At 43.8% G+C, this 15,761-nt stretch carries 9 protein-coding genes; 3 read left to right on the forward strand and 6 right to left on the reverse strand.

Translation table 11 applies throughout. The features are described from left to right. Positions 1-189 precede the first annotated feature (189 nt). From NFHSH190041_RS09255 to NFHSH190041_RS09265, 3 genes are all read right to left on the reverse strand, one after another. Positions 190-2,142 carry a S8 family peptidase gene (locus tag NFHSH190041_RS09255; protein ID WP_261924936.1) on the reverse strand — a complete coding sequence of 651 codons (1,953 nt, stop codon included), beginning with the start codon at positions 2,140-2,142 and terminating at the stop codon, positions 190-192. Between the two features lie 515 nt (positions 2,143-2,657). Then, entirely contained in the window at positions 2,658-4,541 is a 1,884-nt protein-coding gene (locus NFHSH190041_RS09260) for a S8 family peptidase (protein WP_261924937.1), read from the reverse strand. 447 nt (positions 4,542-4,988) lie between these two features. Beyond that, the gene (locus NFHSH190041_RS09265) at positions 4,989-5,501 is read right to left on the reverse strand and encodes a hypothetical protein (RefSeq protein WP_261924938.1); all 513 of its coding nucleotides are present in this window, start codon (positions 5,499-5,501) and stop codon (positions 4,989-4,991) included. Positions 5,502-6,782: 1,281 nt separating this feature from the next. Between NFHSH190041_RS09265 and NFHSH190041_RS09270 the strand changes: the two genes are divergently transcribed. From NFHSH190041_RS09270 to NFHSH190041_RS09280, 3 genes are all read left to right on the forward strand, one after another. Continuing rightward, positions 6,783-7,826 carry a tyrosine-type recombinase/integrase gene (locus NFHSH190041_RS09270; protein WP_261924939.1) on the forward strand — a complete coding sequence of 348 codons (1,044 nt, stop codon included), beginning with the start codon at positions 6,783-6,785 and terminating at the stop codon, positions 7,824-7,826. Between the two features lie 223 nt (positions 7,827-8,049). Next, positions 8,050-9,327 carry a cation:proton antiporter gene (locus tag NFHSH190041_RS09275; protein ID WP_261924940.1) on the forward strand — a complete coding sequence of 426 codons (1,278 nt, stop codon included), beginning with the start codon at positions 8,050-8,052 and terminating at the stop codon, positions 9,325-9,327. A 27-nt stretch (positions 9,328-9,354) separates the two neighbouring features. Continuing rightward, positions 9,355-10,260 carry a hypothetical protein gene (locus NFHSH190041_RS09280; protein ID WP_261924941.1) on the forward strand — a complete coding sequence of 302 codons (906 nt, stop codon included), beginning with the start codon at positions 9,355-9,357 and terminating at the stop codon, positions 10,258-10,260. A 169-nt stretch (positions 10,261-10,429) separates the two neighbouring features. Here NFHSH190041_RS09280 and NFHSH190041_RS09285 read toward each other — a convergent pair whose 3' ends face one another. From NFHSH190041_RS09285 to NFHSH190041_RS09295, 3 genes are all read right to left on the reverse strand, one after another. Continuing rightward, entirely contained in the window at positions 10,430-12,670 is a 2,241-nt protein-coding gene (locus tag NFHSH190041_RS09285) for an acyl-CoA dehydrogenase (protein WP_261924942.1), read from the reverse strand. Between the two features lie 1,323 nt (positions 12,671-13,993). Further along, positions 13,994-14,371, reverse strand: coding sequence for a DUF4156 domain-containing protein (locus NFHSH190041_RS09290; protein ID WP_261924943.1), 378 nt, complete (start codon positions 14,369-14,371; stop codon positions 13,994-13,996). Between the two features lie 271 nt (positions 14,372-14,642). Further along, entirely contained in the window at positions 14,643-15,494 is an 852-nt protein-coding gene (locus tag NFHSH190041_RS09295; RefSeq protein ID WP_261924944.1) for a Tim44 domain-containing protein, read from the reverse strand. Positions 15,495-15,761: the final 267 nt, after the last annotated feature.

The following is a 15,761-nucleotide window of genomic DNA, read 5'->3' on the forward strand; positions in this document are numbered from 1 at the left end:
TGACTTGGATCCCTTAGGATAACTGACTGTGAGTTGACTTGGTAAAACAGGTGAGCGGACTGTTTATTGTCCTTGGTATTTACAGGAGATGGTAGTTACAGGAGAGGTTGATAAATATGCTAACGCGGGTATAAAAAACAACCCGCTAAAAGAGCGGGTTGTTGTCAGCGTCATTTGCTCGCATTGCTGTTAGTAGAGTGCAATCAATTGCAAGCCGGAGTAATCATAGTAACCGCGAATCATAATATAGACTGTTTGATCCGTATCTGAATTAATCGTACATGTCTCATGATTTCCCCAGCGATAAGGTCGACAATCCCACTGTTTAAGCGTTGGCTTTTCGCCTGCTCTAACATACAGGTCAGCATCACCTTGCCCACCACTAATTTCAACTCTCAACTTGCGACCCGCTGGTACATCAATCTTATAGATGGTCTCAGAGTTACTAGCGCCACTGATGTCATTAACTGGGATATCATTCTCTAAGCAATTGCCACCATCACACTCTGGAACTTCTGGGCGTTCCGGTGCTAACGTAACGGTTCCTGTTAGATTCACATTACTATAGTCATAGTAACCGCGAACCATGACATACCACTCACCGGCTGCTGGATGGTCAAAGTAACAGGTTTCATAGTTACCCCAGCGATATGGACGACAATCCCAATTAGTTTGTGTGGCTTTGCTACCATGCTTGACATAGAGATCCGCATCGCCAGTGCCACCAGCTATCTGTAAGTTTAATCCTTGGGCACCTTCAGGGACTTTAATGACATATTGAGTTTCAGAGTTCTGTCGGCCTTTTATCTCTACCGATTTACCACTGGTCAATTCTGGGATGCCTGGTTTCTGCGGCTCTTCTCCGCCCCCCCCATCCCCATCATCGTCTCCATCATCACCACCGCAATCTGTACAATCATCATTGATGGTGTATAAGAATTTATTCGGAGAGCCTAATACATCAGAGATTTTGTTGCTGCTTGACCGTGCTAATAATGTCGATTCGATATCAGCGGGGGTCATGGATTCATCTTCATCAAGAAGTAATGCCACGGCTCCGGCAACATGAGGTGCTGCCATTGATGTACCACTAATAGTATTAGTCGATGAATTGGAGGTTACCCAAGTGGATGTAATATCAGAGCCGGGGGCAAAGATATCTAAGCAATTACCAAAGTTAGAAAAAATAGAACGTGAATCGGTATTATCTGTCGCACCAACAGAGATCACCTTCTCAGCCCCAGCAGGTGACACATTACAAGCATTCTGAATCTCATTACCGGCGGCAACAACAAATGTGACTCCCGAATCAACTGCTGCGTTAACTGCATCATCTAATGCTTGGGATTTACTGCCGCCCAAACTCATATTGGCCACCGACGGACCAGAGGCATTATCTTTAACCCAGTTAATCCCAGCGATAACACCCGAAGTTGTGCCGCCACCAAAGCAACTCAGCACGCGAACCCCGACGATATTCACATTTTTTGCAACCCCCCAAGTGCTACTGCCTATGGTTCCTGCCACGTGAGTACCGTGTCCATTACAGTCTGTAGCATCATTATCATCATCTACAAAATCATAGCCACTCGATGCTCGGCCCCCAAAATCAACATGGGAGTTCAATACACCGGTGTCGATGACATAAGCAGTGACTCCTGAGCCATCAACATCATAGTGATAATTGTTATTAAGTGGCAAATCACGCTGGTCGACTCTATCCAAGCCCCAAGTCGCCCCCGCTTGATCGCCACTTTGACTAACAGAGGAATTAGCTGATGAAATAGGGTTAACTGTAAGCCATTGCTCTTGCTCTACATACTTTACACTGGGACTTTGTTGCAGTGCTTGGATCTGTGATTTTGTCGCTTTAACTAACACGCCGTTAAGCACATCACCAAAATGTTTTTGCACTTGCACATTAAACTGATTTTCTAACTGTGCTCCCTGTAACGTTGCAAAATCCTCAATAGCTTGGTCTGCACTGGTATTCAGTACCTCTGGTGTATTAAAAACCACAATATAACTGTTAGGAACCAGACTAGACTGACTGCTGGGTTCTAATACCTGTATTTCATTGGCTGAAACCCCCATGGCAAATAGAGCACCGATGGCGGTGGGAATTAGTTTTTTTGTTAGCATATCAATCTCCTGATTTGCACCTAACAGCAATGCTTATCTATTGCCGTTATGAGTGTTGTCCGGGGAATATAGTGACAGCTCGCCTCAACATACGATTAATCACTATCAAAAATGTAACACTACTGTTACAGAGTCGGCGGAGTGATACAAGGAGTAATTTGACTTATACAGACATTTCGACTTCAAAATCGATTTAGATAAGTGCTTTGTTTTGTGGTTTTAAGCGCTAAATGTATCTAAAAACCTTTTTATTACATCAGCTTTGAATAACATCCTTTGTTGTAACTGAAATTGATTCATCAAACTGATTAAATTTTTATATTTTATAACCAAAATTTCTGTTATTTTTTCAGACAGGCAGCTTTGTACGATAAGTAACATATGCATTACAAAGGGGTTCAAAAAAACAGTCTATTATTTGTTTATCCTCAAAAAACGATCACCGTTTAGTCTGCTGCACATCCACGCAATAAAAAGCCCACCTTGAGGCGGGCTTTAAATTACTTTCTATAAAATTAGAAGCTTGCCTGTAATTGCAAGCCAGAATAGGCGCTATATCCACGCAACATTATATGGTAGGTCTGCGCTGTATCTGCCGCAATCGTACAGGTTTCATTGTTACCATATTTATAGGGGCGACAATCCCAATCGCTGGTGGTTGGGGCTGTACCCGCTTTTACATACAAATCCGCATCACCAGTCCCACCACTACTACTGACCGTCAGCGTCGAACCAGCGGGAACATCAATGGTATAAAACTCTTCGGAGCGACGAGCACCGCTAAGATCTGCTACAGGGACACCATTTTCAAGGCAATTAGTGGTTGTACAACTCCCGCCACCTTCCCCGGGTAATGTTATTGTGGCCGTTAATCCCGCCCCGCTGTAGTTGGTATAGCCATGTACCATGACGTACCAGGTTCCGGCCATTGGCGCATCAAATTGGCACATTTCATTATTGCCACTCTTGTACGGACGACAATCCCACGTTGAAGTGGTTGCTTTACTACCTTGACGGACATACAGATCACCATCGCCTGAGCCGCCAGCCAATGCAACCGAGAGTTTGCTTGCATCTGCCGGGACATTAATCACAAAGTGTGATTCAGACCCCGAGGTTCCCTCAACAGCAAGTGTTTCACCACTGATTAATTCAGGATCATTGCCGCCTCCACCGCAGTCGGTGGTACAGCCCCCGCCATCACCAGCCAGGGAATAGAGTAATTTATTTGGCGAGCCAGATTTAGCATCAGCTACCTTGCCATCGGAGGCGCGACTAGCCAGCGCACTAGTGACTTGTGCTGGAGATAACGTGGGTGTTTCTTCCAACAACAATGCTGCGACGCCCGCTACATGGGGCGCGGCCATTGATGTACCACTAATCGTATTGGTGGCATTATCCCCAGTGTGCCATGCAGAGGTGATACTTGAACCTGGAGCGTAGATATCAAGACAGTTGCCATAGTTTGAAAAACTGGAACGAGCATCACTGCTGGTGGTAGAACCTACCGTGATGGCATCTGCTGCCCGGGCGGGCGAGTAATTACAGGCATTACCGTTATCATTGCCTGCAGCGACAACAAATGATACCCCAGCTGCCACGGCTGCATTCACTGCATCATCAACAGCTTGAGATGCACCGCCACCAAGACTCATATTGGCAACCGATGGCCCAGAGGCATTGTTTTTGACCCAATTAATACCATCAATTACACCGGAATAGGTTCCAGAGCCATTACAATTCAATACCCTTACCCCGACAATACTGACATTTTTAGCGACCCCCCAGCTACTTCCGCCAATAGTGCCGGCAACATGCGTCCCATGACCATTACAATCTGTTGCATCAGCATCGTTATCGACAAAATCATAACCACTACTCGCTCGACCACCAAAATCCGTGTGGCTATTTAAAACACCAGTATCGATCACATACGCGGTGACACCTGTACCATCGAAATCATAGTGATAATTATTGTTTAAAGGTAAGTCCCGTTGGTCAAGTCTATCGAGCCCCCAGGTTGCCCCGCTCTGATCACCTGCGGCCATGGGCGTGATATTGACTCGTTGATCCTGCTCCACATACTTGACTGATGGATGCATTCTTAAGGCTTTTATTTGTTTCTTATTGGCCTTAATCAAAACACCATTAAGGACATCGCCAAAATGTTTGCTGACACTAATATTAAATTCATTCTCTAACATTATGCCTTGGCTAATAGCAAAGTCCTGTATTGCCATAGCAGATTGCGTATTTAAAACACTGGGAGTGTCGAAAACAACAATATATTTATCCGGAATTAAGTTTGATTGTAACTGCTCAATCTGAAAGTTATCCGCCACAACTGGCGAAGAAAATAAAGCAGCAATAGCTGCCGAAATTAACTTCTTATTATGCATGTCAATCTCCGTATTGATTGCCGGAATAGGCAATCAATACCATAGACTAAACACAGGGAAATAATTTATGACAATAAAGATTTCAGACTTATTAACTAGTCTAAATGAAGGTGTGGCAGGATGACTAAAACTCCAAATTTAAAAATCATTGTTTCACGGTTAAGCACCCACAACACTTGAAAATAAATACTTATAAATTAATGTATTAGCGCTGGCTGTATAATGTCGAGTCAAACTATTAACCAACCTTAGCATGGTAAATATGCTAAAGACTGACATTGATACAGCAAATAGAGTAAATCATAATTACAGGCATTGATAAAAATAGTTGACACTCTAATTGTGTGGCGCATATCTACTCAGGCTTGCTTATGACCAGATATGCTTAGTGGTAAAGCAATTTATAAATAGAATAAATTAATGTTTTACTACCATAGATAAATTCATTTATTCATTCTTCAGTACTATTTCTGACTCAGTATGTGCCATTAATAGACTATCTAATGCTTGATCAAAACTATCAAAGCAATGCTGTTCCATATAACGCTTTAGTTGATCAATAATATCGCGACTTACCTCAATATGAGCTTTCTTTTGCCTTTTTTTTAATTGTGATATCTCTTTGCGTACCTCTCGCCAGCCTAAATCACTGAAGAATTGATTTAATAGCAAATTAACCTGTTTAAGATTATCCACTAATTGTTCATTATAATCTGAGCGAGCGATTTTCCTGATTGCAACTAACTCCCTTAGCGCGTCAACAAGCTCATGATAAATTGTTAAGTCGGTTAATCTTTGGCTGTGAACAACCTCAACGGAAAACCAGTCCGGCTTACGCTTTATCACATCACTATCTAGCATTCGATAAAGCATAGGCACTGCTAATCTGATTTCATCCACCTGTAGCAGCAGTAGCTTACGTCCAGCCCGAGGCGCTTCTCCATGGTATTGCCAAGTCATTACTTACCCTTTTTATGGTTACACCATTTTATTGTAGTTCAGTATACTCAGCATTATAGCTATTAACAACAATGAGTTAGCTAAAGGTATAATATATTGTATGGTTACACCATTTATTTAGCGGCATCATTATTTAACCTCAACACCAGATTTTACTGGCGAGCTGGTTCTAAATTTGAACATCGGGTATTAACTCAACCTCATTGCTTAAGCACTACGCAGTGCAAACTAACCTTCTCAATTTCCTTTAACTAAATCACTGTATCAGCGAGCAGCATACCAATGTATTGAAAGGTGATTAGCACCATCAGTTATCAAGTCAATATCCAACCATTAAATGGTGCAACCATACTTTTATATATAAGTTTGTCACCTATAATCCTGCGGTAGAATTCAAAGTAAAGCGTTATGAGTTATTCAAAATATCAGCTATAACCGTGAATTAAGACCTAAGGTTGATGAGATCTTATTGGTTTTCCTATTACCTATCGTGTTCAATAGCCTACAAACATATAAATGGCTACATTGCAGCATAGAAAGGCGGCCATTCAAAAATAGTGGCAGCACGAAGAGAGTGTATTTCATCTTTCCGTTAGCATTTATGCTTTGTCCAACAATGCCCAAAATCCAAGAACAACCGAGCTGTAAACTTCTTTGCGTGGTTTGTCTTGCTTATTGTCTCATCACCTTCTTAGAGCAGAGCAACGCAAAAGGATATATATTAATCATAAAATGGTGTAACCACACTTTTATAAACACATTAAGCCACCTGTAATTGCCCGTATTTAGCACGTAAATTCGCGACCAAATAGCTTAGAAAACAACCAAAAATAACATCACCCCAGGTCTATGCAATCCTACTTAATAACCGGCAATAGCCATTTTTATTAGGGTAACACTGAATACCCCAAGGGCTTGAGTCGAGACCTCGCAATTTATGGCGGTGACATGATGAATGTATACTGAATAATGAGTCCATATCTAACGCCGGTAGAGTCAATTACCGTCATTTATGTGATTAATTATCAGCCGCTTGTCGCTGCGAATGGACATTATTCAACCCTATCGCTAGCCACCTAGTTAAAACAGGTTAACTTCAAAATAAGGCAATAAAAACAATGCTATACGCTAATCATCACCATCTCTACCAGTGATAATGACGATTATCACTGGTAGAGATAGACATCTTTATCTTTCTTTAAGTACAATGATTGTCTATCAGGAACCCTTATTTTCAATACGATCCTGACACACTGTTTTTTGCATAACTAAGACATATTTATGAGTCAATCACGTTACCTGGCTAAACAGGCACCACAGCCTCAAGTGCCTGATCAGTACTATAGTGAACAAAATCTGCCCGCCAGTATTTTAAGCGATTTTCAACAGGCGGCCGCAGAAACCGAATTTGAAGTGACGGCCAATACCCGGCGTAGCTATCAAACCAGCTTTGCGATTTTTCAGGGTTATTGCGAACATCATGGCATCAACGCTCTGCCTGCAGATCCCCGCGCTGTCATTTCATTTATTGGTCAACAAAAAGAGTTATTTCAAGAGAATGGCTGTCAACTCTCACGTCAGACGCTAACAACCCGTCTAGCGGCAATTCGGCATTATCACATTGAGGCCGGGTTTAAATCTCCGACAGATCATCCCATGTTACTGCGGATTATGCGGGGTCTAAGCCGTAACCATTACCGTGTGCAAGCTGATTATGATCAGCAACCCATTATGTATCATGAACTCGCAATGCTACTGGAATGTGTTGATAAACAAAAACATCCGTTACTTGCTTGTCGGGATCGCGCATTACTTACCTTAGGGTTTCAAGGCGGATTTCGCCGTTCAGAACTAGCGGGGATGCAGGTTCAACACGTGAGTTTTTTGCGCGATAAATTGAGAGTGCGTCTACCCTACTCCAAAAGTAACCAAGCCGGACAGAAAGAGTGGAAAGATTTGCCCTTTGCTGAGCCCATGGCTTGCGGTGAATTTATCAAAGCTTGGTTGGATATCTCCCAAATTACCTCGGGGCATCTATTTCGCTCTATCAGCCGTGATGGGCAACAGTTACGGCCTTACCAATTAAAAGATGCGACTGATCCTGCCAGTCGAAATTCAGGTTTTCTTAATGGCGATGATGTTTATCGCACAGTGCGTAAATACTGTAAACAGGCAGGATTAGGGGAACAGTGGTTTGGTGCCCATAGCCTACGCAGTGGCTGTGTTACGCAACTACATGAAAATGATAAAGATACTCTATATATTATGGGCAGAACGGGTCATACTGATCCCCGCTCTTTACGTCATTACCTTAAGCCAAAATAATCACCTAATTCCGTTCGTTATGACCAAATGGCAAGCTGCGTTATACCTTTTTCAGTAGCTAGAACCTAGTCACAAGAAGCATCATTGTATTTGTATGATGATGCTGTAGCCATTCACAGACAGTGTCATCCTTTGCTATGTTATCAATATTGTGATTGATCATTCGGTCTGCCGTCTCACAATCTAACTTACTAAATCACTGCGTGATTTCGGAGCGTAAGATATGACGGTATACAATGTTCTGTGTTTCTTTGCCGCAGCGGCTGTTTTCATTGCATTGATTAACCATAAGATTAATGGTCCACAAACCAGCATCGCTATCACAGCAGGCGCAGTGATACTGTCGCTATTACTGGTCTTGGCCGGTCAATTGGCTTGGCTGCCACTGGAAGCCGTGGCGATCAAAGTCGTTAATGAAATTGATTTTGAAAGCTTTTTATTGCAAGGCATTTTAGGCTTTCTATTATTTGCCGGTGGACTCGGCATAAAGCTTAGCAATATGCAGGATCAAAAGTGGGAGATCACCCTGCTCGCACTCGTGGCGACACTGAGTTCCACCTTTATTATTGGAAGCGGACTTTACCTTGTTTGTCAGTTAGTTAACTTTCCATTGCAGTACATTTATTGCCTGTTATTCGGCGCACTGATCTCCCCCACCGATCCCATTGCCGTATTAGCCATTGTTAAAAAGCTTCAAGCTCCCCAACGTATCTCGACTCAAATTGAAGGTGAGTCCTTATTTAATGATGGTTTTGGCTTAGTCATTTTCGTCACTATTTTCAGCATTGCCTTCGGGCAGCAACAACCTGATGTTGGCAGCGTACTCGGGTTATTTCTGCGAGAAGCGATAGGCGGCATGCTTTATGGGTTGCTACTTTCGATGCTGTTTCATTGGTTGATTGCCCACACAGATGATGCCGCCATGGAGCAATTATTAACACTGCTTATTCCCTCTGCCGGTTATGTGCTCGCTGAATTGTTAACCGTATCCGGGCCACTGGCCATGGTTGTTGCTGGCATTTTCATTGGCAATATCACCTACCCTCGTCATTTTACCCAAGAATCGCAACAGCATTTGCGTCACTTCTGGGAGCTCGTTGATGAGTTGCTCAATGGCATTTTATTTCTGCTAATTGGACTAGCGATGCTGACTTTTGCTTTTCATTGGCAAGATTGGGTATTGATGGTACTGGCGATACCCTTAGTCCTGGCTGGACGTTATCTCAGCGTGAAGCTCTGTTATCTCGGCTTTCAACAGGTACGCAGATACAATGCCATGTCAGTGACAATCCTTACCTGGGGCGGTTTACGTGGCGGATTAGCCATCGCGATGGCCATGTCAGTCCCGGCCGGAGTAATGATTGTGCCGGATAAACATATTGATGTGAAAGAAATCCTATTGGTGATGACATACTCTGTTGTGCTCTTCTCTATTCTTATTCAGGGTAGCACTATTACGCCTTTAATTGAGAAGGCAAAAAGGTTAGATTCTTCAGGATAACCATCAATCATCCAAGTCTCTGTAAAATTGAAAAAATCCCATATTAATGCCATCGACGTCATGTATAAAAAAAACTTAGATACTGTCAACTTTAACCAGAGCTGGCAGTATCTCCACCGTGAGTATGACGTCGGTGAAGTACTCCCCTGTGGCAAAAAACTGCATTTGTCCCGTGATGAGCGTAACTATCTATTTGAGATGGCAAACAAACAGGGGATTGATTTCACCGCTGATGATTACCGACAAGCATATCATCGCAGCCGTACTGAGGCCGCCGCGACCAGTAATGATGAAAAACCATTGGCTCACTCCCCCAGAGCACAGCATCTTGAAGTGCGCAGTTTGCAATATAATGTGGGGCAATACCGTCATGCGCCGGATGGCTATTTAGGCATCCGCATCGATGAGCTATTACAACTGGCAGCACAATCGGCATTTCACCGGGTCATCACAGTGGAAAACTTCGATACTTTTCTATCGCTCCAAGCCGATGATCTGTCCATACTCAGCCCAGCCATCTCCCTTCAAGAGAATAGTCTGTTGATTTACCGCGGTGATAATATCGCGTCGCCGTCAGCCGTACTGGCATTACTGCCCCAGCTTTCACAGCCTATTATTCACTTTGGGGATTTTGATGCCTACGGTATTAATATTGGGCTCAAACTCCCGGGAGTTCAGCAACTTGTCTTACCTGATCTACAAAAGGTGCCAATAGAAATACTGGCGGGTTTAAGTAAGAAAGAGATATTTATTAAGCATGAATCACACTTAAAAAATTTGATGCAATCGACTCAATGCCCCTCAGTGATAGTACCTTTGCTTGAAATCATGTTGACTCACCGTTTAGCCGTAACACAAGAATCTATGATGGCTCATCATATTCCGCTAAAAATATACCCATTAATGACTTGTGTAGACACCAATATCATTTGAGTCCATTGCCCTGTCATTAGCGATATCTCCAGCGGCGCATATATAGCGATAACCTGTCAGTGAGTTGTCTGTCAGGTGAGGCGAATGAACATCACAAGCATAACTTACAACGAGAATAAAAAACCGCTCAGGAGAGAGCGGTTTTTTTATGGTTATAGGCCTACAGTCATCAACCAGCAACTTGTTTTAAATCGGGTTGTGGGGTGATGAGGTTCAGGTCGAAATCAAATTCATCTACCCGAATTGCCCGCTCACGTTTGACATTATATTCATGAAGTTTTTTCGCTTCAGTAGCGGTAACCACACCGGCAGTTAAAGCATTATCAATGGTTTCACCAAAACGCACCCCAGGTTGAACTTCCTGCTTGCGTAAGGCTTTTTTCACTTTTGCCAACAATGGCAAACAGGTCATTTTCGCTAGATAGGCCTGCTCATTAATATCATGGCCATCACCGGCTATCGGTTTAATTAAATGCGTCAGCTGACGTTTAATATCTGTATTCATTTGAGCCGCTTCAGCTAATTCTCTTACCAAATCATCACTGATCTTTGCCATGCTGCGGCCATAAGTGACCGTCAATAATCGCATTGCCTGGCGGGTCGGCGCTGAGGGGAAGTTATCCAGAAAATCATGGATAGCATCCTCAGCCTGAAGCAGTGCCCAACGGGTAGCGTAATGAAAATACGGTGCGGCATCGTCTCTGGCATCTGCTGCAACCTTAGTTTCAAAATAACGGATGGATGCCATCGCGGCATAAAGATAACTCATTACATCACCAAGTCGAGCCGATAGCATTTCGGCCTGTTTGAGTTTTCCACCTAAAACCAGCAGTGAAAAATCGGCATAAACCGCTAACTTAGCAGCTAATTGACGAACTGATTTTTCATAGGGTTTAACCTCTGCAAGGTTAGATTCTGTCAGTGCGGTAAATGGTAATAAGCCCAGTTTCAGTGCTCGTAAACTGTTACCAACACTGTAACCAACCGTTTTTGTCAGGATCCGATTAAACTTGCCGTCAGCGTCAGGTGCTTCACTGTGGATCGCAGCAACCATAGACTGGAGATGTGGGTGACAGCGCATCACACCTTGCCCGAATATCATGAGGTTGCGGGTAAGAATATTGGCTCCCTCAACCGTAATCGCAATCGGCTGAGCAACATAACCGGATGCCAGCGTATTTTGTGGCCCACACTGAATCGCTTTACCCGCCTGAATATCCATGGCTGAATCCAGCACATCGCGCCCTAATTCGGTCATATGATACTTGGCAATTGCTGTCACCACAGATGGTTTCAGCCCCAAGCCTAACCCTTCTGTAGTCAGTACCCGCATGGCTTCCTGCAGATAGGTTTTACCGGCAATATCGGCCAATTTTTGCTGGATACCTTCAAACTTACCAATGCTCAGGCCAAATTGCTCACGAACGGCGGCATACTCGGCAGAGGATTTTAACGATGCTTGAGAAACACTTACGCCCAGTGCTGGCAGGGAAATACCTCGCCCTGCGCCAAGGCAGCTCACCAGCATTTGCCAACCACGACCAATGTTTTCCTGACCGCCGATCACAAACTCCATCGGAATAAAGACATCCTGCCCTCTGGTGGTACCGTTATAGAAACGCACCCCCATAGGATCGTGCCGGTTGCCCAACTCTACACCTGGGTGAGATTTAGGGATCAGCGCACAGGTAATGCCAAGCTCTCGCTTATCCCCTAATAATCCGTCAGGATCTTGCACCTTAAATGCCAATCCAAGGACGGTTGCGATAGGTGCAAGGGTAATATAACGCTTATCCCAAGTTACCCGCATACCTAAGACTTGTTTCCCTTGATATTCTCCCTGACAGACAATCCCTGTATCTGGTATGCCACCTGCATCAGAGCCGGCTTCTGGGCTAGTTAAAGCAAAACAGGGAATGTCCTTGCCTACCGCCAGACGCGGTAACCAAAAATCCTGTTGCTCCCGGGTACCATAGTGCATCAGCAATTCGCCGGGACCTAATGAGTTAGGCACCATAACCGTCACAGCGATAGCGCAACTTTTGGCAGCAATGGTGGCGACAATGGTGGAGTTAGCATAAGGCGTGAATTGTAAGCCGCCGTGGGCTTTAGGGATGATCAAGGCAAAAAATTTATTCACCTTAAGAAAATCCAAGACGGGTTCAGGGATATGTTTGCCTTGCTGTATGGCAAAGTCATCAATCATCTGTAGCAGTTGCTGCACAGGACCATCCATAAACGCCTGCTCTTCTGCGTTCAGTTTGGCATCAGGCACTGCCCGTAACGAATAAAAATCTGGCTTGCCCTGATAGATGGAGCCTTCTAGCCAAATATCTCCGGCATCCAGTGCCTCCTGCTCTGTTGTGGAGATACTGGGCAAAATTTTCCTTAATTGGGTCCGTAAACTCATATCCATTACTCATCCGATCAGTACTTAGGTGAGTACATTACGGCATAAATTTAACTTAAGTTCAAATTTTTCAAACAAACGTTTAATTTAATTTTATCATTACTACAATTCCTATTCCTGTCTCAGCCGTAGCTTGGCTCCGCTGCATTAGCCTGATAACTGTACCTCCACCATCGCTACAATTTATCGATATCACAATATGAAGAGAAAAACGCGAGACTAAAACAGAGAACAGATACGGGGCTGGCATCACTGCAGTCGTTCAGATCAAAAATTCGGAGTAAACCAATCCAGCAATGAGAACATAGAGGACATATTCTGAAGAGGCATATTCACGAAGTAGCGATACTAGTGATACAACACTATGAATATACCCAAAGGGAATTTCACGCTTCACTCAAACCACCAGCCACCAGCAAAAACATAGGCAAGCTATCATCTGGCAATCGCTAAACGTGTGGCAATGCACTTAGTTATCTGCTTTATAACCTTGCTTAAGTCCTACCAAGTTACCAGTCATCTTGCTTGGCAAGTTTTGCTTAGTTATTTAAGAATATGCAAGTTTATCGGGTATTTCCCCGGGAAATTTCTAACTGATATGCAAAGTAAAGCATTTTTAAGCATTAGCTACATTGGTAATTCGACTTAAAATTCTGGCTATATTGCTCCATTATCAAGCAAGTATTTCCCTATCACAGCCCTAAAACTAAAACTTGACTAAATTATCAACCAATTGCCTTTCCCCAGTATGGATTTTGTACTCAATGACAGAATAAATCTGGCTCTATTAAAATGTGTTATGCATTGTTATTTAATTTTATGCACTTACTGGAGACTAACACTGGGGATATCAGGTAAAACCATTCAATTAAAAGCATAAATAGGCACAGTAATGACAAATGCTGATGCGATGGTAACAACCTTTTATAAGCTCACGTATTTCAATAGGGGTATTTGATTAAAGTAGCGGTTAAAGCACCTGTCAGGTTGATAATTTAGCTTGGGGCCTGTGCTCATTAATAAGTCATAAATCATAAGTAGTCAGTCATTAACTTACGCTACAGCGCCCCTCCCCTAAACGCCCCTAGAAAAGCTGATGGTCAGAAAACCACATTAACCTGTTATACAACTGAACACGTGAAGCACGAGAAATAAGAAAGCAGTGATTGGGTTTTGCCAGTGGCCACATTACTGACAACATTTAAAAATTAACCATACCGACAAGCCGCCCCTAAGCCTAGACATAAACAACTAACAATCTGCAAAGTTATACATCTAAGCTCAGGCCCAGAATCAGCGCAATACGACAGTAGTACCGTTGCGTTATTGCTTTGGCTTGTCTGTGGTAGGAGTTGTTGGCATCGTCAGGTTGCTGGGATTACAACGATAGGCATTGCCCATCATGGTCACCGAGCCTAGGAATCCTAACGGCTGGTACAGATAAAGCGTATCTGCGCCCATGTCTGCAGTTTTAATACGCATCTCATTTAGTGTGCCCCACACCATATCTCGGTCAGCATGGAGCCAGTAGTCATAAAAATGTCCCTGGGAACCGATGACCGTCCCCTTATGCTCGCAATGTTGCAGGGCATTGATGTCATCCCATAACACTTTAACCTGGTTAGACTCATGGGTTGGGAAGGTCACACAACCGGACAGCACCCCAGTACTTAGCAGGGCTGTTATCAGCATTTTTTTCATTATCATCACCGCATTGGAAAAAGTTGGCGGAGTTTAACGATTAATGCCGACCCCGGCTAACATAGCACTATGATTGTGGGAGATAAGCCACGTTGAGATAGGGTTGTGTTTAGCGGATCACAGCAGACGCATTGGGTCAGTAGCTCGTCACCTAAGCACATGACAGAACATAACAGAGGGACAATAAAAAGCCCGACGTCTGCCGGGCTTGGGGAGTCATATTGGATGACGAAGTAGATGGTTAAGGTAAATTGCTACGATAATGAGCCGATTATTCAATACCAACAATTAACCAAGGTGCATTAGGCGCACGCAGATCACGCTCTAGGTGCCAAATATCACGGATATCTTCTTCGGCAGACTGAGGCGTTTCACGGTAACGACCAGAAAATGCCAAACTCAACTCGGCTTTTTGCTGATTGAAGTCAGCGCGAACCAATTCAGCATTGATAAACAAAATCTCATTGTGCAGTTGCCCCGGTGTGGCCGCGCGCTCATCCACCAATTGCTGATAGATGTCAGCGGAGACATATTCACGGATTTTTGCCAAATCATTATTATTCCAAGCCCGTTGGATCTGCATGTAATGATCCCGAGCGCGGTTAATAAAGCCATTGGCATCAAAGCCGGCTGGCAAGTTAAATGGCACATCTGATGCCTGCGGGGAAAAACCGCCACCGAAAGATTGTGGCTGCTGAGGGGCTTGATGTTGCTGACGTCCCATCTGTCCGGCGTAAGCTGGCTGTCGCTGACTTTGCGCTTTTTGTCCCATCAGCATTCTGATCAGTTTAAAGGCAATGAAAGCAATAATGGCAATGATGATAATATCCATCAATTGAATACCATCAAAAGCCCCACCGGCAAATAAGGCTGCTAACAGGCCGCCGGCCAACAAACCACCGAGCAGACCGCCCATCATCCCTTTTTTACCCGCAGCCTTTTGCCCTGCCACAGGTTGTTTTTGAATTGAATCAGTACGCTGTGCTTGCTGTTTTGGTGCTGGGGCAGTTTTATAACTTTTACCGAAGGATTTCCCGCCACCAAAACGTTTTGCGTCTGCCTGGGGTACCATCACCAGACTCACCGTCAGGATCAGGGTAAATAAGGTCAGAAATTTCTTCATGCTTAGTCCTGTTAAATAAAGATAAAATGATGGTATTGCCTTGCGCTTACCGGAGCAAGCCAGATACGGGTTTTATCGTAAGAGTTTGTAAAACATATCATAGCGCTAAACACCGTAGGCCTCTAATGACTGACTTTGCATATATACGTTATTACCGGCATAAGCGTTCAGATATCAGTAAGATGAAAAGGTGCGCGGATAAGAGAAAGCACCACCAGGTAAAAATCGGGCAATAAAAAAGGAGCATATGCCTTATGCCCCTTTATA

Source organism: Shewanella sp. NFH-SH190041, from assembly GCF_024363255.1.
In the GTDB taxonomy this organism is placed as follows: domain Bacteria; phylum Pseudomonadota; class Gammaproteobacteria; order Enterobacterales; family Shewanellaceae; genus Shewanella.